The sequence below is a fragment of the Streptomyces gossypii genome, assembly GCF_025165795.1.
Lineage (GTDB): Bacteria > Actinomycetota > Actinomycetes > Streptomycetales > Streptomycetaceae > Streptomyces > Streptomyces gossypii.
In genome coordinates this window covers 206,768-229,370 of record NZ_JAJAGO010000001.1, presented here as the reverse complement: position 1 = coordinate 229,370, position 22,603 = coordinate 206,768, and the positions used below count along the sequence as shown (strand labels likewise).

The following is a 22,603-nucleotide window of genomic DNA, read 5'->3' as shown; positions in this document are numbered from 1 at the left end:
TCGCAGAGAGCGCACACGGGCGCGTACGCCCCCTCGTCGACCGGTGTGTGCGGCTGAAGGCCGGGGCACCCGATGACGGACCGTGGAGATGACGGACCGTAGACTGGTGCACCGCCGCACCACCGATCGCGAGAGGCAGTTCCCCACCGATGAGGCTCGTGTTCGCCGGGACCCCCGAGGTCGCCGTACCCGCCCTGGACGCCCTGCTCGCATCCGGCCGGCACGAGGTCGTCGCCGTGGTCACCCGCCCCGACGCGCCCTCCGGGCGGGGGCGGCACCTCGTCGCCAGCCCGGTCGCCCAGCGGGCCGCCGAGGCAGGCATCGAGGTACTGCGGCCCGCGCGTCCGCGCGACCCCGACTTCCTCGACCGGCTGCGGCAGATCGCCCCCGACTGCTGCCCCGTCGTCGCCTACGGTGCGATCCTGCCCCCGGCCGCTCTGGAGATCCCCGCCCATGGCTGGGTGAACCTGCACTTCTCCCTGCTGCCCGCCTGGCGGGGCGCCGCCCCCGTACAGCACGCCCTGATCGCCGGCGACGAGGTGACCGGTGCCACCACCTTCCTGATCGGGAAGGGCCTGGACGACGGGCCGGTCTACGGCATGCTGACCGAGGAGGTGCGGTCCACCGACACCAGCGGTGATCTGCTCACCCGGCTCGCGTTCGCAGGCAGCGGTCTGCTGGCGGCGACCATGGACGGCATCGAGGACGGCTCGCTGGAAGCCGTCCCGCAGGCGGAGGAGGGCGTCAGCCACGCCCCGAAGATCGCCGTCGAGGATGCCCGGATCGACTGGACGGTGCCCGCCCTGCGGGTCGACCGGATCGTGCGCGGCTGCTGGCCCGCACCCGGCGCGTGGACGCTCTTCCGCGGTGAGCGGCTCAAGGTGCGCTCCGTCGAACTCGACCGCGACCGTACGGATCTGGCGCCCGGTGAGCTGGCGGTCGGCAAGAACACCGTGCACGTGGGCACCGCCTCGCATGCCGTGCGGCTGCAGTGGGTGCAGCCGCAGGGCAAGAAGCCGATGAAGGCTGCGGACTGGGCGCGCGGCGTGCGGATCGGGTCGGGCGAGCGGCTGGGGGAGCCTGCCGCGCAGTGACCCCGCGGCGTGGTGACCGGATGCGCGGTGACCGGGTGCGCCCGTGACGCCGCCTGCCGCCCCCGCCCGCGCGCACGGCGACACCCGCGCACGTAGGCTGGCCGTACCCGTCACCGCAGATCCGGAGCACCTTCACCCGTGAGCACCAGGCCGCGCCGTCCCGCCAAGCCCTACCGCCGCCCCAAGAAGGACCCGGTCCGCGTCCTCGCCTTCGAGGCGCTGCGCGCCGTCGACGAGCGCGACGCCTACGCCAACCTCGTACTGCCGCCCATGCTGGCCAAGGGCCGCGAGTCCGGTGATCTCGACGCCCGCGACGCCGCCTTCGCCACCGAGCTGGTCTACGGCACGCTGCGCCGCCAGGGCACCTACGACGTGGTCATCGGGCGCTGCATCGACCGGCCGCTGCGCGAGGTCGACCCGCCCGTCCTCGACGTGCTCACCCTCGGCGCGCACCAGCTGCTCGGCACCCGCATCCCCACCCACGCCGCCGTGAGCGCCACCGTCGAACTGGCGCGGGTGGTGCTCGGCGACGGCCGCGCGAAGTTCGTCAACGCGGTGCTGCGGAAGATCGCCGCCGAGGACCTCGACGGCTGGCTGGAACGCGTCGCACCCGCGTACGAGGACGATGCCGAGGAATGTCTCGGCATCCGGCACGGGCACCCCCGCTGGATCGTCTCCGCGCTCTGGGACGCACTGGGCGGCGGGCGCGCGGGCATGGAGGAGCTGCTCGAAGCGGACAACGAGCGTCCGGCGGTCACCCTGGTCGCCCGCCCCGGCCGCGCCACCGCCGACGAACTGCTGGCCGGCGACGGCACGGAGCCCGGCCGCTGGTCCCCCTACGCCGTGCGCCTCACCGAGGGCGGGGAGCCCGGCGCCGTGGAGGCCGTACGGGAGGGCCGTGCCGGTGTGCAGGACGAGGGCAGCCAGCTGGTCGCCCTCGCGCTCGCCGCCGCCCCGCTGGAGGGCAGCGACCGGCGCTGGCTCGACGCCTGCGCCGGGCCCGGCGGCAAGGCCGCCCTGCTGGCCGCCCTGGCCGCGGAGCGCGGCGCCGCGCTGACCGCCGTCGAGAAGCAGCCGCACCGCGCCCGGCTCGTTGCCCGCGCACTGGCCGGGAACCCGGGCCCGTACCAGGTCGTCATCGCTGACAGCACCCGGCCCAGCTGGCTGCCCGGCACCTTCGACCGCGTGCTGCTGGACGTGCCGTGCACCGGGCTGGGGGCGCTGCGCCGTCGCCCGGAGTCCCGCTGGCGCCGCCGCCCGGAGGACCTGGACCGCTTCGCACCGCTCCAGCGGGGACTGCTCGAACAGGCGCTCAACGCCGTGCGGCCCGGCGGGATCGTCGGCTACGCCACCTGCTCGCCGCACCTGGCGGAGACCCGCGCGGTCGTCGACGACGTGCGCAAGCGCCGCCCCGGCACCGAACTCATCGACGCCCGGCCCCTGATGCCCGGCGTGGAGCAGCTCGGTGACGGCCCCGACGTACAGCTGTGGCCCCACCGGCACGGCACGGACGCGATGTATCTCGCACTGCTGCGCCGCACGGCCTGACGGCCGCCCGCCCCCGGGCGCAGGCCACCGCGGGCGGGCGGGATACTGGAGCCATGGCCCAGATCAATCCCAGCATCCTGTCCGCGGACTTCGCCCGCCTCGCCGAGGAGGCACGGGCGGTGGACGGCGCCGACTGGCTGCACGTCGACGTGATGGACAACCACTTCGTCCCGAACCTCACCCTCGGTGTCCCGGTCGTCGAAGCCCTCAGCAAGGCGACCGGCACTCCGCTGGACTGCCATCTGATGATCGAAGCCCCGGACCGATGGGCGCCTCAGTACGTCGAGGCCGGGGCCGGGTCGGTGACCTTCCACGCCGAGGCCGCCGCCGCGCCGGTACGCCTGGCGCGTGAGATCCGGGCCAAGGGGGCGCGGGCGTCGATGGCGCTGAAGCCCGCCACGCCGATCGAGCCCTGGGAGGATCTGCTGCCGGAGCTCGACATGCTCCTGGTGATGACCGTGGAGCCCGGCTTCGGGGGGCAGGCATTCCTGGACATCATGCTGCCGAAGATCCGCCGTACCAGGCAGCTCATCGACAAGCACGGGCTCCAGATGTGGCTCCAGGTGGACGGGGGAGTCTCGGCCGACACCATCGAGCGGTGCGCCGAGGCCGGGGCGGACGTCTTCGTCGCGGGCTCCGCGGTGTACGGCGCGGACGACCCGGCCGCGGCCGTGCGGGCGCTGCGCACCCAGGCGGGGGAGGCGGCGGCGCGCGGGGCGCACGCCCACTGACCGCCCGAGCACGCTTCGGAGACCGCCCGCTCGCGCCTGCGCGCGCTCGCGCGGGGGTCTCCTTCGTGCTGCCCGTTTCTCCTGGCTGCCCGGCAGTTTCCTTCGGTGCACCGTGCATGAGACCGATCAAGGTCACGCGCTATCTGCGAGGATGAACGCGCGACGCAAAAGCGTACGGTTGAACACTCTGAACAGTGAGGTGAATGCGGTGTCGACGGGTCGAGCCACGAGAATGGGACCCGCCGAGCTCGTTCAAGCGGCGGCGATGGCCCGGCGCTTCTACCTCGAGGGCAAATCCAAGATCCAGATCGCGGACGAGTTCGGCGTCAGCCGCTTCAAGGTGGCGCGAGTGCTGGAGACGGCGCTCGAACGCGACTTGGTGCGCATCGAGATCCGGGTGCCCGCGGAGCTGGACGCCGAGCGTTCCGACGCGCTCCGCGCCCGTTACGGCCTGCGGCACGCAGTCGTCGTCGAGTCGCCCACGGACTCGGCCGACGCGGACGACGACGCAGCCGATCCGGAGAATCTCGGCGAGGTCGCCGCCGACCTGCTGGGCGAGCTGGTCACCGACGGCGATGTGCTGGGCCTCGCCTGGGGCCGCTCCACCATCCATATGGCCACGGCGCTGCGGCAGCTGCCGCCCTGCACCGTCGTCCAGCTCACCGGGGTCTACGACGCGGGCACCGCCGACCGCGGCTCCGTCGAGGCCGTCCGGCGTGCCGCCGAGGTGGCGGGCGGCGAGGCGCACCCCATCTACGCGCCGATGCTGCTCCCCGACTCCGCAACCGCCGCCGCGCTGCGCAGCCAGACGGGTATCTCCCGCGCCTTCGACTACTTCGACAAGGTCACCGTCGCCGCAGTCTCGATCGGCTCGTGGGAGCCCGGCGTCTCCACCGTCCACGACATGCTCAGCGACCGCGAGCGTGACCACTACTCCTCGCTGGGGGTCGCCGCCGAGATGTCCGCGCACCTCTTCGACGCAGAGGGGCGCCGGATCGGCCGCGATCTGGGCGAGCGCTGCATCACGGTCGAGGCCGAGCGGCTGCGGCGCATCCCCGAGGTCGTCGCCATCGCGGGCGGGCTGCGCAAGGCCTCCGCGATCGACGCCGTACTGCGCTCCGGGCTGGTGACGAGCCTGGTCACCGACACGGCGGCGGCCGACCATCTGCTGCTGGAGACGCCCGCCGGGCCGCGCCCCGCGCTCGAGCGATCGGACCCGGACGGCCGATGAGCGTCACATAGGGGCCGCTGCCGCCGCGCGCTGATCCGAAGGGGATCACGGCACAGCCCTTAGGCTGCTCGCGGAAGCTGCGGGAGGAGACGGCAATGACCACCCGACGGACCACACTGCCCGGAGTGGGCGTCCAGTACGACATCGCGGCGCGCGCCCAGGGAAGCAGACACATCTCCGTTGTCGTGCATCAGGACGGCCGCCGCTTCCTCGGCTTCTACGATCCGGAGGACCCGGACGCCTGCCGGGCCACCGTGCCGCTCGATCCGGACGAGGCCGCGGCGCTCGCCGAGATCGTCGCCCCCACCGACGCCGGTCACTGGGCGGGTTACGAACTCGACCTCGAACTGGTCACCGAACGCATCCCGGTCACCAGCAACTCTCCCTACCGGAGCCGTCCGCTGGGCGACACCCACGCGCGGACCCGCACCGGCGCCTCGATCGTGGCCGTGCTCCGCCGCACCGGCGCCCATCCCTCTCCCGCACCGGACTTCCGCCTGGTGGCGGGCGACACGCTGGTGGTGGTCGGTACCAGGGAGGGCGTCGACGATCTGGCCGAGATCATCTCCGGCAGCTGAGAGAGGCCGCCCGTGCACGACATGGCCATCATGCTCATCGAGCTGGGGGCCGTGATCCTCGGCCTCGGACTGATCGGCCGGTTCGCCGGAAGAATCCGCATGTCGCCGATCCCGCTCTATCTGCTGGGCGGACTGGCGTTCGGCCACGGCGGCCTCTTCGAGCTCTCCGCCAGCGAGGACTTCTTCCAGATCGGCGCCGAGATCGGCGTGATCCTGCTGCTGCTCATGCTGGGCCTGGAGTACACCGCCTCCGAACTCTTCGGCAGCCTCAAGACCCAGTACCCCTCCGGAGCCGTCGACCTTCTGCTGAACGCCACGCCCGGCGCCGTCGCAGCCCTGCTGCTGGGCTGGGGCCCCGCCGCGGTACTCGCGCTGGCCGGAGTGACCTGGATCTCGTCCTCCGGCGTCATCGCCAAGGTCCTCACCGACCTGGGGCGGCTCGGCAACCGTGAGACCCCCGTCGTGCTGGGCGTTCTCGTCCTCGAAGACCTCTCGATGGCGGTCTACCTCCCGTTGCTGACCGCCGTGCTCGCGGGCGTCGGCCTCGCGGGCGGCAGCGTCACCCTGCTGATCGCACTGTGCACCGTCGGGCTCGTGCTCTACACCGCGCTCCGCCACGGGCGGCTGATCAGCCGCGCGGTCGGTACGGACAACCCGGAGATGCTGCTGCTCGTCGTCCTCGGACTGACCCTGCTGGTCGCCGGGCTCGCCCAGAAGCTCCAGGTCTCCGCCGCGGTCGGCGCGTTCCTCGTCGGCATCGCGCTGTCCGGGGACACCGCCGAGCACGCACGGAACCTGCTGGCACCCCTGCGGGACCTCTTCGCCGCGTTGTTCTTCGTCTTCTTCGGATTCTCCACGGTGCCCGCGGACATCCCCCCGGTGCTGCTGCCCGCACTGCTGCTGGCCGGAGCCACCCTGCTGACGAAGATCGCCACCGGCTGGTACGCGGCCCGGCGCGCCGGCATCAGGACGAAGGGCCGCTGGCGCGCGGGCGGCGCGCTGGTCGCGCGCGGCGAGTTCTCCATCGTCATCGCCGGGCTCGCGGCCGGTACGCATCCGCGGCTCGGGCCGCTGGCAGCGGCGTACGTCCTGATCCTGGTCATCGTCGGGCCGCTCACGGCACGCTGGATGGAGCCCGCGGCCGGGGCGCTGCGACGCCGTCTGGGGCGCCGCCCGCCCCGGCCGCCTTCCGGGGCGGACCCGGGTCAGGCGCCGCCGAAGACCACGGCCAGCGGACGGCCGCCGTCCACGTCGCTGGAGCGCCTCCGTGCCAGGTCATCACCCACGTAGAGGCGCTTGCCCGCGTAGCGCAGCTTGCGGTCCGTGCTGAAGCTCGACTCCATGTCGGTGCTGGCGGCCGGATGCTGCTGCAGCTTCGTCATCTCGAACGACTCGGGGTCGATGCGCCAGACTCCACCGCCTTCCGAGGTCGTTGCCTCCTGGTAGGCGAGTACGGAGCCCTTCTTGTCGAGTTCGAGCGGCACCAGTGCGACACCTTCCTCGAGTTCGGTGCTTCCCTTCTTCTTCCCCGACTTCAGGTCGAAGGCGACGATCTTGTTACCTATGTCGTACTGATCGTCCGGAGTTTTGTCCGATCCCAGATAGAGCGTGCCGGTCGACTTGGCGACGATCAGTTCCGTGCAGCCCTCCACGCTTGTCGCCGGGCAGTCGCCCTCGTACGCGTCGGCCAGGACGTCGATCTTGCTGAGCAGTTTTCCCTGCGCGCCGCTGTCATCGACGGTCATGAAGTCCGTGACGCTGATTCCGGGCTCCGCGTCGCCGGTGTCGATGCCGAAGACCAGCGGATCCGTGGACGCCACATGGACGTACTCCGGGCCCGGGGGCAGCTGGTAGCTGGAGGTGGCGGTGCCCGTTTCGGGATCGAGCGTGTCCACCTGCAGCTTCGGCGGATCGGCGTCACCGCATTCGCGCACGACCACCAGCTTCTTCTCGCCGCCCGCATAGCCGTTGTCATCGCACTTGTCGTCATCACCGGGCTTCCACAGTTCCTTGCCCTCGGACGACCATGCGGCGCCGCCGCTGGTGCCTCCGGCTGCGATCGTGCTGCCCCCGATGGTCACCTCGTCGAAGTCCATGGTGTCGCCCCACGAGTCCACCGCCTGCTTCTTCCAGAGCAGCTTCCCCTTCTGTACGTCGACGAGGCCGACCTCGGTGCACTCGGGGTCGGCCTGCTTGCCGTCCTCGAAAAGGACCGCGACCCGGCCCTCCTTGGTGACGGTCTGCGAGGACCAGCAGACGTCGCCGCCGAGCGGGATCTTCCAGGCGGCCTTTCCGCCGTCCAGCGGATAGCCGACGATCTCCTTGACGCCCGACTTGACGAAGTTCTTGTCCGTCGTCCACATGCCCATGGCGCCGGTCTCGTCGTTGACCTTCGGCATCGGGACCTTGTGCAGGACCTCAGCCTCGGCGGGTCCGGACGCCGAGTCTCCGCCCTCTTCGCCCTCGTCTCCGCCGGTGACGAACCAGACGCCACCGCCGATCACCAGTACGCCCGCGACGGCCGCGGCGACGACCACGCCGAGACGTGACTTCTGCTTACGGCGGTCCTGGCGGCGTCCGCCGCCGCGGCTGCCCCGCCCGCCGCCACTCCCCGGCATTCCGCCACCGGGCGGGGGACCCGGCATTCCGCCACCGGGCGGGGGGCCGGGCATTCCGTTCCCGGGCGGGGGTCCCGGCACGGGATAGCCGTGACCCTGTGGTGCGTACGGCTGGCCGGGCGGCCACTGCGGTGCCCCCGCGCCGCCCGGAGGCGGTTGCTGCGGGCCGGACGGCGGCTGAGGCGGATGTGACATCGATTTCTCCTTCTCACGCGGGTCCAACGCCCGCGGGAGTTCTGCCTCAACGACACCAGATACCGCCCGGGGCCGGTCGGACCCGGTCCAGTTCCTTGCGGCGGAACCCCGCCCGCACGGCACGCGGAAGCGGCCAGGGAATTCGGTGGGGGATGACGGCAATGGCCGCGCCCGCGTCCATTCCACGGCACGCAGGAAGCCAGGTCGCTCCGTCGCACTGGAATCATTGCTCTTGCGCCCGTGAATGACAACCTGGTTCTCGTGTACCGCACTTCAGTTGAAATGTTCCGGAGAACAGTGCGGGCGGCAGCAGATTCTCCTCCCGTGTATTCCGCGCTTTTCTTCACTGGAAACCCACAATCGCCGAGATGCTTTTCCGCAGCTTTCTCGGTAATCCTGGAGAAATCCCCCAGGTGTTTTCCAGAATGCGGATATGCATGGAGACGGGAGTACTTTCCGGTATTCGTCCGCATCGCAGCCCGGCCGTACACTGGGGACAGCGTCCGGGTGGTGATGTGTGTCACACTCGCGGCTTAAGGGTTCTCTCAGCCGAAAGCACGAAGAGGCGTCTCCCGCTCCGGCCGAAGGCACAGAACCCGCTCCTCATTCGTCATGACCCACCGGCGTCGTGGATGATGGGTCCAGGAACCTCAGCCCGATCCGATGCGGGTCCGGTGCTGACTCCCCACCCGCCTTGTCCTCGAAACCGCAGGTGAGAGAGCCAGTATGCGATTCCTCAACGATCAGCCGCCGCCCTACGACCTGACCTACGACGACGTCTTCATGGTCCCGAACCGTTCGGCGGTCGGCTCCCGGCAGGGAGTGGACCTCTCCACCCCCGACGGCTCCGGCACCACCATCCCGCTCGTGGTGGCCAACATGACCGCCGTCGCGGGCCGCCGCATGGCGGAGACTGTCGCGCGGCGCGGCGGGCTGGTGGCCATCCCGCAGGACATCCCGGCTGAGGTCGTGGCCGAGGTCGTCGGCTGGGTCAAGCAGCGGTCCCTCGTACTCGACACCCCCATCACCCTCACTCCCCACCAGACAGCCGCCGACGCCCTCTCGCTGCTCCCCAAGCGCGCGCACGGCGCGGGCGTTGTCGTACGGGACGGGCGCCCGGTCGGCGTCGTCACCGAGTCGGACCTGACCGGTGTGGACCGCTTCACCCAGCTCTCCGAGGTCATGTCCCGGGACCTGCTCGTGGTGGCCGCCGACATCGACCCGCGCGAGGCGTTCAACCAGCTCTACGCCGCGCACCGCAAGTTCGCCCCCGCCGTGGACGCGGACGGCAGGCTGGCGGGCATCCTCACCCGCAAGGGGGCCCTGCGGGCCACGCTCTACACCCCGGCCACCGACGCCGCCGGCAGGCTGCGGATCGCCGCCACGGTCGGTATCAACGGGGACGTCGCCGGGAAGGCGAAGGCGCTGCTCGAAGCCGGTGTCGACACGCTGGTGGTGGACACCGCGCACGGGCACCAGGAGGGCATGCTCGAGGCCCTGCGTGCGGTGCGCGCGCTGGATCCGGCGGTGCCGGTCGTCGCGGGCAACATCGTGGCCGCCGACGGGGTACGCGACCTGGTCGAGGCGGGCGCGGACATCATCAAGGTCGGTGTCGGGCCCGGTGCCATGTGCACGACGCGGATGATGACCGGCGTCGGCCGCCCGCAGTTCTCGGCCGTCCTTGAGTGCGCCGCGGAAGCCCGTGAGTACGGCAAGCACGTCTGGGCGGACGGCGGGATCCGGCATCCGCGCGATGTCGCCATGGCACTCGCCGCCGGGGCCTCGAACGTCATGATCGGTTCCTGGTTCGCCGGGACCTACGAGTCGCCCGGCGACCTCCAGCAGTCCGCCGACGGGCGGCTGTACAAGGAGTCCTTCGGGATGGCCTCGGCCCGCGCCGTGCGCAACCGCACCAGCGAGGAGTCGGCCTACGACCGGGCCCGCAAGGGCCTGTTCGAGGAGGGCATCTCCACCTCCCGGATGTTCATCGACCCGGCCCGTCCCGGCGTCGAGGACGTCATCGACTCGATCATCGCCGGTGTCCGCTCCGCCTGCACCTACGCGGGTGCGGACTCGCTTGAGGAGTTCACGCGCAAGGCGGTCATCGGCGTGCAGAGCGCCGCGGGCTACGCCGAGGGCAAGCCGCTGCACGTCAGCTGGTAGCGGCGAGCGGCGAGCGGCACCGGCCCCTGGCTGTACGGCACCGCGTGGGCGGACTTTCGCGCTCTCCCGAAAGTCTTCGCGTGGTGCCGTGCGGGTGCTGCGATGGGGCGATGACTGACGCATCGCTGAGCGAAACGCTGAGAGAGAAAGAGCACGCGGGCACCGGGCCGGGAGAGATCACCCCGGACGGCTGCGCCGTCCGGATGTGGGCCCGGCTGGCCACGAACGGCGAACCGGAGATCATCGAGGCGGCCGTGCCGTCCGGCGCGACGATCCTGGAACTCGGAGCGGGCGCGGGCCGGATGACCCGCCCGCTGCGGGAGAAGGGCTTCCGGGTCACGGCCGTCGACGAGTCCGCCGCCATGCTGGCGCAGATCCAGGACACCCCCACGGTCTGCTCCGCCATCGAGGGCCTCCGGCTGGCCGCCCGGTTCGACGTCGTCACCCTGACGTCGTTCCTCGTCAACACCGCCGACCCCGCCCTGCGCGCCGAACTGCTGCGCACCTGTGCGCATCATGTCGCGGACGGAGGCTGCGTCCTCGTCCAGTGCGAGGGGGCATGGCACACCGAAGTGGAACCCGGCACCGAGTGGGAGCGGGATGGGATGACCATCCGGCTGGCCTCCCGGGAGCGGTTGGAGGACGGGGCCCGGCGCACCCGGATGGAGTACGTCTTCGAGGACGCCGCCTGGAGTCAGACCTTCCTCTCCCACCGCCTTTCCCAACAGGAGGTGGAAGAAGCGCTGGCCGAGGCGGGGCTCGCCGTCGACCGCTGGCTCACCGAGGACCGGACCTGGGTGCGGGCGGTGCCGGGGTGAGCGGTTTCGCCTGATCCGTCCGCCTGATCCATCCGCCTGACCCGTTCGACCTGCGCCGTTCCGTCTGCGCCGTCCGGAAGGGCGGCGGAAGCCGTGTTCTACTTCGGACACGGCTTCCGCCGCCGCCCCCGCCCGGCCCACGCAGAGAAGTGAACCGCCCGCAGTGCGACATCTGAACGAACTCGACGAACGCATCGTCCACGTCCTCGCCGAGGACGCCCGCCGCAGCTACGCGGACATCGGCACCGAGGTCGGTCTCTCCGCACCGGCCGTCAAGCGCCGGGTGGACCGGCTGCGGGCGGAGGGGGCCATCACCGGCTTCACCGTCCGCGTCGACCCGGCGGCGCTCGGCTGGCAGACCGAGGGCTTCGTCGAGATGTACTGCCGCTCCAACACCGCACCCGGTGACATCCGCCGCGCGCTGTCGCACTACCCGGAGGTCGCCTCGGCCTCCACCGTCACCGGCGACGCGGACGCCGTCGTGCAGGTCTTCGCCTCCGACATGCGCCATTTCGAACGGGTGCTGGAGCGCATCGCGGGCGAGCCCTTCGTCGAGCGCACCAAGTCGGTGCTCGTGCTCTCACCACTGCTGCGCCGCTACTCCGCGGGCCCGCCCGGCTGACCGCTGCACGGCACTGGATCACGGGGCCAGCTCGAAGGGCACCACCTCGAAGCCGCTCCGCGGCACCCGTTCGTCGGGTGCCGCGCTCACGCACCGGGGCAGCGTACCCATCGCACCGTGTCGCAGACCGTTCGGGTGAGCAGCTGCACGCGCCGCTCCGGCCACTCCCGCGGAGCCGCGCAACGAATCTTCGCATTCCTCAATCCCTGCGCAACGAATCGCACGCCGACGCGCAACAGAGCGGTCTTGTCCGGTGTGCACCGGCGAACGTAGCGTCGGATCGTTCCCCGCACGTCCGAATGCCCAGCTCCATGACGCCCAGTTCACGAGGTTCCATGCCGCCGTTGCGCACCGCGCTGTACCAAGGGCCCGGCGGCGTCCCCGCCACCACCGGCGCCGCCCTCACCGCCCTCGACGGCGCGGCCCGCCGTGCCGCCGCCGACGGCGCCCGGCTGCTGGTCGCCTCCGAGCTGTACCTCACCGGATACGCCCTCGGCGACCGGCTTCCGGAACTCGCCGAGGACGCCTCGGGGCCCGGGGCCCGCGCCGCCGCCCGCATCGCGGCCGAGCACGGAATCGCCCTCGCTTACGGATACCCGGAGCGCAGTGGCCGGGCGCTGTACAACTCCGTCCAGCTGATCGGCCCCGACGGCACCCGGCTGGCCAACTACCGCAAGACGCACCTCTACGGCGGCTACGAGCGGGCCTGGTTCACCCCGGGCGATCAACTCGTCGTGCAGGCCGAGCTGCACGGATTCCGGATCGGCCTGCTGATCTGCTACGACGTGGAATTCCCCGAGGCCGTCCGTGCCCACGCACTCGCCGGCACCGAACTGCTGCTGGTCCCGACCGCGCTGATGCGCCCGTACGAGATCGTCGCGCAGGCGGTGCTGCCGGCCCGCGCTCTGGAGAGCCAGCTCTACATCGCCTACGCCAACCGCTGCGGCCCGGAGGGCGAGTTCAGCTTCACCGGCCTCAGCCGTCTGGTGGCGCCCGACGGGACCGTACGCACCAGCGCGGGCACGGGCGAGGAACTGGTCGCCGCCGACGCCGATCCCGCCCACCAGGCCGCCTCCCGCGCCGCGAACCCCTATCTCACCGACCGACGCCCCGAGCTCTACCACGACCACCCGCAAGGAGAACCGCGCCGATGACGTCCACGGTGCCCACCGCCGTCCACGCCGTCCACACCGGGCAGCGCCCGCTGACCATGTTCGGCCCGGACTTCCCGTTCGCCTACGACGACTTCCTCGCCCACCCGGCAGGCATCGGCTCCGTCCCGGCCACCGAGCACGGCACCGAGGTCGCGGTGATCGGCGGCGGCCTCTCCGGAATCGTCACCGCCTACGAGCTGATGAAGATGGGCCTGCGGCCCGTCGTGTACGAGGCGGACCAGATCGGCGGACGGCTGCGCACCGCCACCTTCGAGGGCGGCGACCCCGGCCTCACGGCGGAGATGGGCGCCATGCGCTTCCCGCCCTCCTCCACCGCCTTCCAGCACTACGTGGACCTGGCAAAGTTGCGGATGGAGCCCTTCCCCAACCCGCTGGCGCCAGAGACCCCTTCCACTGTCGTCGACCTCAAGGGCGAGTCGCACTACGCCCGTACGCTCGAAGACCTGCCCGGCGTCTACCACCAGGTGATGGACGCCTGGAACGCCTGTCTGGAGGAGGGCGCCGACTTCTCGGACATGCAGCAGGCGATCCGGGAGCGCGACGTGCCGCGCATCCGCGAGATCTGGGCGCGGCTCGTCGAAAAGCTCGACAACCAGACCTTCTACGGCTTCCTGTGCGACGCGCCGTCCTTCTCCTCCTTCCGCCACCGCGAGATCTTCGGCCAGGTCGGGTTCGGCACCGGCGGCTGGGACACCGACTTCCCCAACTCCATCCTGGAGATCCTGCGCGTCGTCTACACCGGGGCGGACGACGAACACCAGGGCATCGCCGGCGGCAGCCAGCAACTGCCGCTGCGCCTGTGGGAGCGGGAGCCGCAGAAGATCCTGCACTGGCCGCACGGCACCTCGCTCGCCTCGCTGCACGCCGACGGACAGCCCCGGCCCGCCGTCACCCGGCTGCACCGCACCGCCGGCGAGCACGCGGAGAGCGACCGGATCACCGTGACCGACGCGGGCGGAGCCGTACGCACCTACCGGGCAGCCGTGTTCACCGCACAGTCCTGGCTGCTGCTCAGCAGGATCGACTGCGGGGACGAACTGCTGCCCATCGACCACTGGACGGCGGTGGAGCGCACCCACTACATGGAGTCCTCCAAGCTGTTCGTCCCCGTCGACCGGCCGTTCTGGCGCGACGAGGCAGTGGACGACCGGGGCGAACCGACCGGCCGGGACGTGATGAGCATGACCCTCACCGACCGGATGACCCGGGGGACCTATCTGCTGGAGGACGGCCCCGACCGGCCCGCCGTCATCTGCCTCTCCTACACCTGGTGCGACGACAGCCTCAAGTGGCTCCCGCTGAGCGCCGGTGAACGGCTGGAGGTGATGCTCAAGTCGCTCCGCGAGATCTATCCCGGCGTGGACATCCGCAAGCACATCACCGGCGACCCGGTCACCGTCTCCTGGGAGAACGAGCCGTGGTTCATGGGCGCCTTCAAGGCCAACCTGCCCGGCCACTACCGCTACCAGCGCCGCCTGTTCACCCACTTCATGCAGCGTGACCTGCCGCCCGGCAGGCGCGGTCTCTTCCTTGCGGGCGACGACATCTCCTGGACGGCGGGCTGGGCGGAGGGGGCGGTGCAGACCGCGCTCAACGCGGTGTGGGGCGTGATGCACCACCTCGGCGGCGCCACGGATCCTTCCAACCCGGGCCCTGGCGACGTCTTCGACCAGATCGCGCCGGTCGAGCTGCCCGACGACTGAACGTGCCGCTGCGCGGGTCCGGACCCGGGCAGGGTCTCCCCGCCCAGATGCCGGGGCGCCTTCGGGGGTGCGGGCCGGCGGTGCCGGGCGGGTCAGCCCTGGCGGTCCCGCCCGGCTTCCGCTTCGGTTTCGGCAGGGGTGTCGGCGGCCGTCTCCCCGCTGGCGCCCCGCACCGGCGGGGCGGGCGGCCCCGTACCCAGCACGCCTGCACCCAGGACCAGCCCCGCAGCCAGCGCAGTGACCAGCCCGAAGGAGACGGACAGCGACGTCGCCTCGGCGATCCAGCCGACCGCCGCCGGAGCGGCGAGCCCCGAGGCGTACGCCAGCGTCGCGACCCCGGCGATCGCCTGCCCCGGAGCGGCGGTCGCGGTGCGTCCCGCCGCCGCGAAGCACAACGGGACCACGACCGCGATCCCGACTCCGATCAGCGCGTACCCGGCCACCGCCGCGGCCGGCACCCGTGCCGCGACCACCAGCAGCCCGCCCGCCGTCGCCAGCACACCTCCCGCACGCACCGTCCGCACCGGGCCGAACCGGCTCACCAGCGCGTCCCCGGAGAGCCGGGCCACCGCCATCGTGCAGGCGAACGCCGTGTACGCGGCGGCGGCGAGACCGGGATCGGCGCCGGTGACATCCGTGAGGTAGATCCCCGACCAGTCCATCGACGCGCCCTCGGCGAAGACCGCGCAGAAACCGATCGCGCCGATGGCCAGCACACCCCTGGAGGGAAGCGCGAAACGCGGCGGCTCCTCGACGGGCTCCAGCACCCCGTCCACGCGCGCCGTCGCCCCGCCGTCCCGGGTGCCCGGCGCACGCTGGTCCAGCGCCCACCGGCCCGCCGCAAGCGCGAGCAGCGCCAACACGGGCGCGGCGAGCGCCAGATGGACCCGCGCGTCCAGCCCCTGATGCGCCGCCAGCGCACCGCCCGCGCCGCCGACCAGCGTGCCCACGCTCCACATCCCGTGCAGCCCGGACATGACGGAGCGCCCGTAGCGCTCCTCGATCTGCACTCCCTGCGCGTTCATTGCCACATCCATCAGGCCCAGCCCGCAGCCGAAGACGAAGAGGCCCAGGCACAGCCAGCCCAGACCGGGCATCAGCGGCGGCAGCACCAGCCCCGTACAGCACAGCAGGGACAGGCCGCGCAGCGAGCGGCGTGGTCCGTACCGGTGTGCGAGCCGGGCGGACAGCGGCATGGCCGCCGAGGCGCCCACCGTCATGAAGACCAGGGCCAGCCCGAGCCAGCCGGGGCTGAGGCCCAGCTGCTCCCGCAGCCAGGGAATGCGCGTCGCGAACGAGCCGCTCGCCGCCCCGTGCGTGGCGAAGATCACGGCGACGGCCAAGCGCGCCTGCCTGGTCCCCTGCTGGTCGGCGCTCCGCCGCATCGCCCCCACTCTCTCCGCTTCGAATCCTCGAATCCGCCTCGAACACTGTATGAGGACCGGCAGGCCGGGGTCTGCGGAAACCGGGAGGAGAGGCTGGTGGGTGGCTGCGCGCCTGCGGTGAGTTGTGATCCAGGCCACAGGCACTCACCGGCGCGGGCCGATCAGCTCATGGCAGACTGGTAGACGTACCAGTGACGTCAGCGCACTCCGGGGTCGGTGTAAGTCCGAACCGGCGGTTAAAGTCCGCGACCCGGCCGCATCCAGCGGCCGGTTGACCAGGTGTAATTCCTGGACCGACGGTTAAAGTCCGGATGGGAGGCAGTGCGCGGCGGGCCGAGACCGGTACACCGCCGTCATGGAGGCGGTCCGTCCGCCAGTGGTGGGCCGGGCGCCCCGTACATCCGACCGGCGGTGTCCCCGATCCCGCGCCCGTCACAGCAGCAGCGCCCCGGAGTCCGTGCCCGATGAGGCAGGAGGACCCGGTGGCCGCCGGAGCTGCAGCACCCCCCGAGCTCGCCGCGATGCGGCGCGCCCTCGTCCTCGCGGCCCGCGGTCTGGGCAGCACCAGCCCCAATCCGGTCGTCGGCTGCGTCGTCCTGGACGAAGGCGGCCGTACGGTCGGCGAGGGCTGGCACCAGCGGTCCGGCGGCCCGCACGCCGAGGTCCACGCACTGGCCGAAGCCGGTGAGGACGCGCGTGGCGGCACCGCGGTCGTCACCCTGGAGCCCTGCAACCACACCGGCCGCACCGGGCCCTGCGCGCAGGCCCTGCTCGACGCCGGAATCGCCCGCGTCGTCTATGCCGTCGCCGACCCCGACCCGGCCGCCAAGGGCGGCGCCGCCGCACTGAACGCTGCCGGGGTGCAGGTCGTCGGCGGTGTCCTCGCCGCGGAGGCGGCGTCGGTGAACGCGGCCTGGCTCACCGCCGTGCGGCACCACCGCCCGCATGTCACCTGGAAGTACGCCGCCACCCTCGACGGCCGCAGTGCCGCAGCCGACGGCACCAGCCGCTGGATCACCTCCTCCGAGGCCCGGGCCGACGTCCACCGGCTTCGCGCCGCGTCGGACGCAGTGCTGGTCGGCTCCGGCACCGCGCGCACCGACGATCCGCAGCTGAGCGCACGTGGCGTGGAGGGAGCCGTCCAGCCGCTGCGCGTGGTGCTCGACACCGAGGCCCGTACGCACCGCGGCGCACGGGTGCTGGACGGCACGGCGCCCACTCTGATCGCCGTCGCGGAGGACACCCCCGCTGGTCCGTTGGACACCCTGGCCGAGGTGGTACGGCTGCCGCGTGAGGGAGCCGGACTCGCCCTTCCCGCCCTGCTCGCGGAGCTGTACGGGCGCGGGGTGCGCGCCCTGCTGCTGGAAGGCGGGCCCACGCTCGCCGGAGCCTTCCTGGCGGCGGGGCTCGTGGACCGGGTCGTCGGCTATATCGCCCCCGTGCTGCTGGGGGAGGGGCCCGCCGTGCTGGGCTCGGCCGGAATCTCCACCATCGACCAGGCGTTGCGGCTCACCGTGACCGAAACCATCCGGCTGGGCCCGGACCTGCGCATCACCGCCGAGACCGCCGCCGCCCACACCGCCGCTGCCGCTGCCGACGCCGCTGACACCGCGGCGGACACCGAGCCCCGTAGGGAGACCCGCGCATAATGTTCACCGGAATCATCGAGGAGCTCGGCGAGATCACCGCCGTGGAGAACCGGGGCGACTCCAGCCGCTTCCGTCTGCGCGGCCCGCTGGTCACCGAAGGCGCGGGCCACGGCGACTCGATCGCGGTCAACGGCGTATGCCTCACGGTCGTCGACACCGAGGGCGGGGAGTTCACCGCCGACGTGATGGCCGAGACGCTGAAGCGCTCCAGCCTCGGCGCCCTGGACACCGGCTCACGCGTCAACCTGGAGCGTCCGATGGCCCTCGGCGGGCGCCTCGGCGGCCACCTCGTGCAGGGCCATGTGGACGGTACCGGCATCGTCACCGAGCGCACCCCTGGGGACCACTGGGAGTTGGTCCGGATCGCCCTTCCGGGTGAACTGGCCCGCTATGTGGTGGAGAAAGGATCCATCACCGTTGACGGGATCTCCCTCACCGTCGTCGACGCGGGCGAGGACTTCTTCACCGTCAGCCTCATCCCCACCACGCTCGCCCTCACCACCCTCGGCATCAAGGCCCCGGGCGACCCGGTGAACCTCGAAGTGGACGTCCTCGCCAAGTACGTCGAGCGGCTGATGGCCCACGGCGGCGCGGTCGGCCGTACGGACGAATCCGCCGGAGACCGCACATGAGCGCGCTGCACTGGCTGGAGGGCGAGGCGTTCACCGCCTTCGGTCAGCACGTCATCTGGTCGGACATGCTCGGCAACACGCTGGGCCTGGCCGCACTCGCCCTCGGCTGGCGCCGTTCCCTGCTCACCTGGCCGGTACAGCTGCTCTCCGGGCTGATCCTGATCGGCGCCTACGCCTCGGCCGATCTGGCCGGCGGCGTCGGCAAGCAACTGGTGGTCATCCTGGTGGCCGTGTGGGGCTGGCAGCAGTGGCAGCGCGGCCGGGCGCGGGCCCAGGACGGGGCAGTCGCCGTGCGCTTCGCCACCTGGCGCGAGCGCGGCGTGCTCGCGGCGGGTACGGCCGTGGGCACCCTCCTCGTCGGTTCGCTCTTCACCCTGGTGCCGTCGCTCTCCTGGAACCCCTGGCCGGACGCCTACATATTCGTGGGCACCCTCGCCGCGATGGCCGCACAGGCGCGCGGCCTGGTGGAGTTCTGGTTCGCCTGGCTGCTGGTCGACCTGGTCGGAGTGCCGCTGGCCTTCAGCAGCGGCCTCGCCTTCTCCGGAATCGTCTACCTCGTCTATCTCGCCCTCGTCCTGTGGGGAATGCGCGCCTGGTGGCTGCGCTCCCGCAGCACCCCCGCAGCGCAGCCTGTCCTGGAAGGAGCGGCAGCATGACCACACTGGAGAGCTGGTACGGGGGTGCCCTCGCGGAACCCGGCGCGGAGGATCTCGCGCTCGACCCCGTGGAGCGCGCCATCGCCGCCATCGCCGACGGCCGCCCCGTCGTGGTCGTCGACGACGAGCAGCGCGAGAACGAGGGCGACCTCGTCATCGCCGCCGAGAAGGCGACCCCCGAGATCATCGCCTTCATGATGAGCGAGTGCCGTGGCCTCATCTGCGCGCCGCTGGCGCCCGAGGACATCGAGCGGCTCGAACTGCCGCAGATGGTCGACCGGAACACCGAGTCGATGACCACGGCCTTCACCGTCTCGGTCGACGCCGGGCCCGCGCACGGCGTCACCACCGGCATCTCGGCCGCGGACCGTGCCGCCACCCTCCGGCTGCTCGCCGACCCCGCCGCCGGTGTGGCCGAGTTCGTACGCCCCGGCCACGTCTTCCCGCTGCGCGCCCGCCCCGGCGGGGTGCTGGAACGCCCCGGGCACACCGAGGCGGGAGTCGACCTGGCCCGGCTCGCCGGCCTGCGGCCCGCCGCGGCCATCGTCGAGATCGCCGGCGAGGACGGCGCCATGCTGCGGCTGCCGGAACTGGTGCCGTTCGCCCGCAAGCACGGCCTGCCGATCATCTCCATCGAGGACCTGGCGGACTACCGCCGCTCCGCAGAGCCCACCGTGCGCCGGGAGGCGGTCACCCGGCTGCCCACCCGGTACGGCCACTTCCAGGCGTACGGCTACCGCTCCACCACCGACGGCGTCGAACACCTGGCGCTGGTGGCCGGCGACCCGGCGGGCGAAGACGGTGAGGACGTGCTCGTGCGCGTCCACTCCGAGTGCCTGACCGGCGACCTCTTCGGTTCGCTGCGCTGCGACTGCGGGCCGCAGTTGAGTGCTTCGCTGGAGCGCGTCCAGGCCGAGGGGCGGGGCGTGGTGGTCTATCTGCGCGGACACGAGGGGCGGGGCATCGGGCTGCTGTCCAAGCTGCGCGCCTACGAACTCCAGGAGCACGGGCACGACACCCTGGACGCCAATCTGGAGCTGGGGCTCCCCGCCGACGCACGCGACTACGGCGCCGCCGCGCAGATGCTCTCCGATCTGGGCGTGCACTCGCTGCGCCTGATGACCAACAACCCGGAGAAGACGGACGCCCTCGTCCGCCACGGTCTGCGGATCAGCGGACGGGTGCCGATGCCGGTACAGGCGGGCGAGCACAACATCCGCTATCTGCGCACCAAGCGGGACCGGATGGGCCATGACCTGCCCTGGCTGGACGCCGAACGGGTCTCCGCCTGCGGCAACCAGTGACGCCAGGCACGAGCACGCGCAACACGACACAGCACAGCGCAGTACCAGAGAGCACACCTGAGGAGAAGAGTGAAGTGAGCGGCAAGGGCGCACCCGAACTGACCGTCGGCAACTGCGGGGACCTGCGGGTCGCCGTGATCGCCGCCCAGTGGCACGAGCAGGTGATGGACGGCCTCGTCGACGGCGCCCTGCGTGCCCTGCACGACCTGGGCATCGAGGAGCCGACCCTGCTGCGGGTCCCGGGCAGCTTCGAACTGCCGGTCGTCGCCAAGGTGCTGGCCGGGCGGGGCTATGACGCCGTCGTGGCACTGGGGGTGGTGATCCGCGGGGGTACCCCGCACTTCGAATACGTCTGCCAGGGCGTCACCCAGGGCCTCACCCAGGTCTCCGTGGACACCGGGGTGCCCATCGGCTTCGGCGTGCTCACCTGCGACACCGAGGAGCAGGCGCTGGAGCGGGCCGGCCTGGAGGGGTCCAGCGAGGACAAGGGGCATGAAGCGGTCACCGCGGCCGTCGCCACCGCCGCCGCGCTGCGTGCCGTGGCCGAGCCCTGGCGCCGGGCCCCCGTAGCGACCACGTAGGGTAAGAGGACCATGGCGAACAAGACATTCGAGGAGCTCTTCGGCGAGCTCCAGCAGAAGGCCGCCGCAGGCGATCCCATCACCTCGCGCACCGCGGAGCTGGTCGCCCAGGGCGTGCACTCGATCGGCAAGAAGGTGGTCGAAGAGGCCGCCGAGGTGTGGATGGCCGCGGAGTACGAGGGGGAGGACCGCACGGCGGAGGAGATCTCCCAGCTGCTCTACCACCTCCAGGTCATGATGATCGCCCGCGGCATCTCGCTCGACGACGTATACGCTCATCTGTGAGTCGGCGAACCACCCGTGCTCACTGAATCGACCGCACTGACTGAAGGAAGCCCGTCCATGCTGCGCATCGCCGTCCCGAACAAGGGTTCACTGTCCGAGCCTGCGTCGGCGATGCTCCATGAGGCGGGCTACCAGCAGCGCAAGGACCGCCGCGAACTCGTGCTGTCCGACACGGAGAACGAGGTCGAGTTCTTCTTCCTCCGCCCCCGCGACATCGCCGTCTACGTCGGCTCCGGAAAGCTCGACATCGGCATCACGGGCCGCGATCTGCTGCTGGACTCCGCGGCGGACGCCGAGGAGATCCTCCAGCTCGGCTTCGCGGGCTCCACCTTCCGCTACGCCGCCCGTCCCGGCACGGCCTCGGACGTGAGCGAGTTCGAGGGCATGACGGTCGCCACCTCCTTCCCCGGCCTGGTCCGCTCCCACCTCGCCGAGCACCGCGTCGACGCTTCCGTGGTCCGCCTCGACGGTGCGGTCGAGACGGCGATCCAGCTGGGCGTCGCGGAGGTCATCGCCGATGTGGTGGAAACCGGCACCACGCTGCGCAACGCCGGACTGGAGATCATCAGCCAGCCGATCCTGCAGTCCGAGGCCGTCGTCATCCGGGGCACCGGAGCGGGTGGGCCGGGCGGCGAGGACTCCAAGGTCCAGCAGTTCCTGCGCCGTATGCAGGGCGTCCTGGTCGCCAGGCGGTACGTGATGATGGATTACGACATCCGTGCCGAGCGGCTCGAGGCGGCCGTGGCCCTCACCCCCGGCCTCGAATCCCCCACCGTCTCCCCGCTGCACGATCAGGGGTGGGTCGCCGTCCGCTCCATGGTGCGCACCAAGGAGGCCCAGCGGATCATGGACGACCTCTACGACCTGGGTGCCCGCGCGATCCTCACCACCGGAATTCACGCCTGCCGCCTGTGACTCCGCCCGCCTCCGCCTGTGATCCACCAGTGCCCGAAGCCTCCCGCTCCCGCTCCTGCTCCGCCACGCCGCTCGTGAACCGCCGGGAACCGACATGACGCAGCCCCCCGCCCTTCCCGTCACCTTCCGCCCCCTCCGGACGAGGATCGTCCTGCTGGGCGTGGGGCTGGCCGTGTTCGCGGTCATCACGGTCGTCGCACTGGTGCTGGGCACCCTGAGCCCGGGCGAGCGGATCAGCTTCATCTTCACCGGGCTGCTCTTCCTCGGCGTGCTGGCCCTGCTCAGCCGTCCCCGCGTCGACGCGGGGACGGAAGGCGTCACCGTGGTCAACCTCACCAGCCGAAGGCGGCTGGAGTGGGCCGAGATCGTGGGCGTCAACCTGCGCGCCGGCGACCCCTGGGTCTTTCTCGACCTCGCCGACGGCACGAGCCTGCCGGCCCTGGGCATTCAGCCCGGCATCGGCAAGGCGCAGGCCATCGCGGACGCACGGACGCTGCGCACCCTCGTGGAGAGGTACGGCACGGGGCAGTCGTGACGGCGCGCGCCCTCGAATACGCCCGCCTTCCCTGCCCGTACGCCCCGCGCTTGATTACTCTGTTGCCGTCGGCTACCGCCGCCCCGCCCGAACGCGGGCACCTGCGACCCGAGGAGTGACCCCCTCCAGCGATGGACGGATCGTCCTGCAGTATCTGTGCCGTTCCTCCCCAGGGAGGGACGGCA

At 71.7% G+C, this 22,603-nt stretch carries 21 protein-coding genes and 1 riboswitch; of the genes, 19 read left to right on the top strand and 2 right to left on the bottom strand.

Features of this window, described 5'->3' with window-relative positions; translation table 11 throughout:
• The first annotated feature begins 149 nt into the window (after window positions 1-149).
• The 6 genes from fmt (at window position 150) to LHJ74_RS00975 (ending at window position 6,472) form a co-directional block, all read left to right on the top strand.
• Window positions 150-1,094 carry a methionyl-tRNA formyltransferase gene (fmt, locus tag LHJ74_RS01000; RefSeq protein ID WP_260215442.1) on the top strand — a complete coding sequence of 315 codons (945 nt, stop codon included), beginning with the start codon at window positions 150-152 and terminating at the stop codon, window positions 1,092-1,094.
• 138 nt (window positions 1,095-1,232) lie between these two features.
• The gene (locus LHJ74_RS00995; protein WP_260215441.1) at window positions 1,233-2,642 is read left to right on the top strand and encodes an RsmB/NOP family class I SAM-dependent RNA methyltransferase; all 1,410 of its coding nucleotides are present in this window, start codon (window positions 1,233-1,235) and stop codon (window positions 2,640-2,642) included.
• 53 nt (window positions 2,643-2,695) lie between these two features.
• Window positions 2,696-3,373 carry a ribulose-phosphate 3-epimerase gene (gene rpe, locus LHJ74_RS00990; RefSeq protein ID WP_260215440.1) on the top strand — a complete coding sequence of 226 codons (678 nt, stop codon included), beginning with the start codon at window positions 2,696-2,698 and terminating at the stop codon, window positions 3,371-3,373.
• A gap of 232 nt (window positions 3,374-3,605) precedes the next feature.
• Complete coding sequence (locus LHJ74_RS00985) at window positions 3,606-4,604, top strand: sugar-binding transcriptional regulator (RefSeq protein WP_260215439.1); 999 nt, start codon at window positions 3,606-3,608, stop codon at window positions 4,602-4,604.
• 95 nt (window positions 4,605-4,699) lie between these two features.
• Window positions 4,700-5,182 (top strand): cation:proton antiporter regulatory subunit, encoded by a 483-nt coding sequence (locus LHJ74_RS00980; protein ID WP_260215438.1) that lies wholly within the window; start codon window positions 4,700-4,702, stop codon window positions 5,180-5,182.
• A gap of 21 nt (window positions 5,183-5,203) precedes the next feature.
• Window positions 5,204-6,472: a cation:proton antiporter gene (locus tag LHJ74_RS00975; protein ID WP_375546649.1), complete on the top strand. Its 1,269-nt coding sequence runs from the start codon at window positions 5,204-5,206 to the stop codon at window positions 6,470-6,472.
• Here LHJ74_RS00975 and LHJ74_RS00970 read toward each other — a convergent pair.
• Window positions 6,388-7,995, bottom strand: coding sequence for a hypothetical protein (locus tag LHJ74_RS00970; protein ID WP_260215436.1), 1,608 nt, complete (start codon window positions 7,993-7,995; stop codon window positions 6,388-6,390). The genes LHJ74_RS00975 and LHJ74_RS00970 overlap by 85 nt on opposite strands.
• A 726-nt stretch (window positions 7,996-8,721) precedes the next feature.
• Between LHJ74_RS00970 and LHJ74_RS00965 the strand changes: the two genes are divergently transcribed.
• The 5 genes from LHJ74_RS00965 (at window position 8,722) to LHJ74_RS00945 (ending at window position 14,476) form a co-directional block, all read left to right on the top strand.
• Window positions 8,722-10,158, top strand: a complete 1,437-nt coding sequence (locus LHJ74_RS00965; protein WP_260215435.1) for a GuaB1 family IMP dehydrogenase-related protein — start codon at window positions 8,722-8,724, stop codon at window positions 10,156-10,158.
• A gap of 110 nt (window positions 10,159-10,268) precedes the next feature.
• Complete coding sequence (locus LHJ74_RS00960) at window positions 10,269-10,976, top strand: class I SAM-dependent methyltransferase (RefSeq protein WP_260215434.1); 708 nt, start codon at window positions 10,269-10,271, stop codon at window positions 10,974-10,976.
• A 172-nt stretch (window positions 10,977-11,148) separates the two neighbouring features.
• A complete protein-coding gene (locus tag LHJ74_RS00955) occupies window positions 11,149-11,598 on the top strand; it encodes an Lrp/AsnC family transcriptional regulator (RefSeq protein ID WP_260215929.1) in 450 nt (149 codons plus the stop codon).
• A 335-nt stretch (window positions 11,599-11,933) separates the two neighbouring features.
• On the top strand, window positions 11,934-12,752 hold the full coding sequence (locus LHJ74_RS00950) for a carbon-nitrogen hydrolase family protein (RefSeq protein ID WP_260215928.1): 819 nt from the start codon (window positions 11,934-11,936) through the stop codon (window positions 12,750-12,752).
• On the top strand, window positions 12,749-14,476 hold the full coding sequence (locus LHJ74_RS00945; protein WP_260215433.1) for a flavin monoamine oxidase family protein: 1,728 nt from the start codon (window positions 12,749-12,751) through the stop codon (window positions 14,474-14,476). Before LHJ74_RS00950 ends, LHJ74_RS00945 begins: the two co-directional genes overlap by 4 nt.
• 92 nt (window positions 14,477-14,568) lie before the next feature.
• Here LHJ74_RS00945 and LHJ74_RS00940 read toward each other — a convergent pair whose 3' ends face one another.
• On the bottom strand, window positions 14,569-15,861 hold the full coding sequence (locus LHJ74_RS00940) for an MFS transporter (RefSeq protein ID WP_260215432.1): 1,293 nt from the start codon (window positions 15,859-15,861) through the stop codon (window positions 14,569-14,571).
• A gap of 198 nt (window positions 15,862-16,059) precedes the next feature.
• Window positions 16,060-16,190: riboswitch (FMN riboswitch) on the top strand.
• A gap of 135 nt (window positions 16,191-16,325) precedes the next feature.
• Between LHJ74_RS00940 and ribD the strand changes: the two genes are divergently transcribed.
• From ribD to LHJ74_RS00900, 8 genes are all read left to right on the top strand, one after another.
• Window positions 16,326-17,510: a bifunctional diaminohydroxyphosphoribosylaminopyrimidine deaminase/5-amino-6-(5-phosphoribosylamino)uracil reductase RibD gene (gene ribD / locus LHJ74_RS00935; protein ID WP_260215431.1), complete on the top strand. Its 1,185-nt coding sequence runs from the start codon at window positions 16,326-16,328 to the stop codon at window positions 17,508-17,510.
• Window positions 17,510-18,142 (top strand): riboflavin synthase, encoded by a 633-nt coding sequence (locus LHJ74_RS00930; protein ID WP_260215430.1) that lies wholly within the window; start codon window positions 17,510-17,512, stop codon window positions 18,140-18,142. Before ribD ends, LHJ74_RS00930 begins: the two co-directional genes overlap by 1 nt.
• Window positions 18,139-18,798 carry a nicotinamide mononucleotide transporter family protein gene (locus LHJ74_RS00925; RefSeq protein WP_260215429.1) on the top strand — a complete coding sequence of 220 codons (660 nt, stop codon included), beginning with the start codon at window positions 18,139-18,141 and terminating at the stop codon, window positions 18,796-18,798. The genes LHJ74_RS00930 and LHJ74_RS00925 overlap by 4 nt, the downstream gene beginning before the upstream one ends.
• Complete coding sequence (locus LHJ74_RS00920; RefSeq protein ID WP_260215427.1) at window positions 18,795-20,102, top strand: bifunctional 3,4-dihydroxy-2-butanone-4-phosphate synthase/GTP cyclohydrolase II; 1,308 nt, start codon at window positions 18,795-18,797, stop codon at window positions 20,100-20,102. The genes LHJ74_RS00925 and LHJ74_RS00920 overlap by 4 nt, the downstream gene beginning before the upstream one ends.
• A gap of 74 nt (window positions 20,103-20,176) precedes the next feature.
• The gene (gene ribH, locus LHJ74_RS00915) at window positions 20,177-20,683 is read left to right on the top strand and encodes a 6,7-dimethyl-8-ribityllumazine synthase (RefSeq protein WP_260215426.1); all 507 of its coding nucleotides are present in this window, start codon (window positions 20,177-20,179) and stop codon (window positions 20,681-20,683) included.
• 12 nt (window positions 20,684-20,695) lie between these two features.
• Window positions 20,696-20,968, top strand: coding sequence for a phosphoribosyl-ATP diphosphatase (locus LHJ74_RS00910; RefSeq protein WP_260215425.1), 273 nt, complete (start codon window positions 20,696-20,698; stop codon window positions 20,966-20,968).
• A 57-nt stretch (window positions 20,969-21,025) separates the two neighbouring features.
• On the top strand, window positions 21,026-21,883 hold the full coding sequence (hisG, locus tag LHJ74_RS00905; RefSeq protein ID WP_260215424.1) for an ATP phosphoribosyltransferase: 858 nt from the start codon (window positions 21,026-21,028) through the stop codon (window positions 21,881-21,883).
• Between the two features lie 94 nt (window positions 21,884-21,977).
• On the top strand, window positions 21,978-22,418 hold the full coding sequence (locus tag LHJ74_RS00900) for a PH domain-containing protein (protein ID WP_260215423.1): 441 nt from the start codon (window positions 21,978-21,980) through the stop codon (window positions 22,416-22,418).
• Window positions 22,419-22,603: the final 185 nt, after the last annotated feature.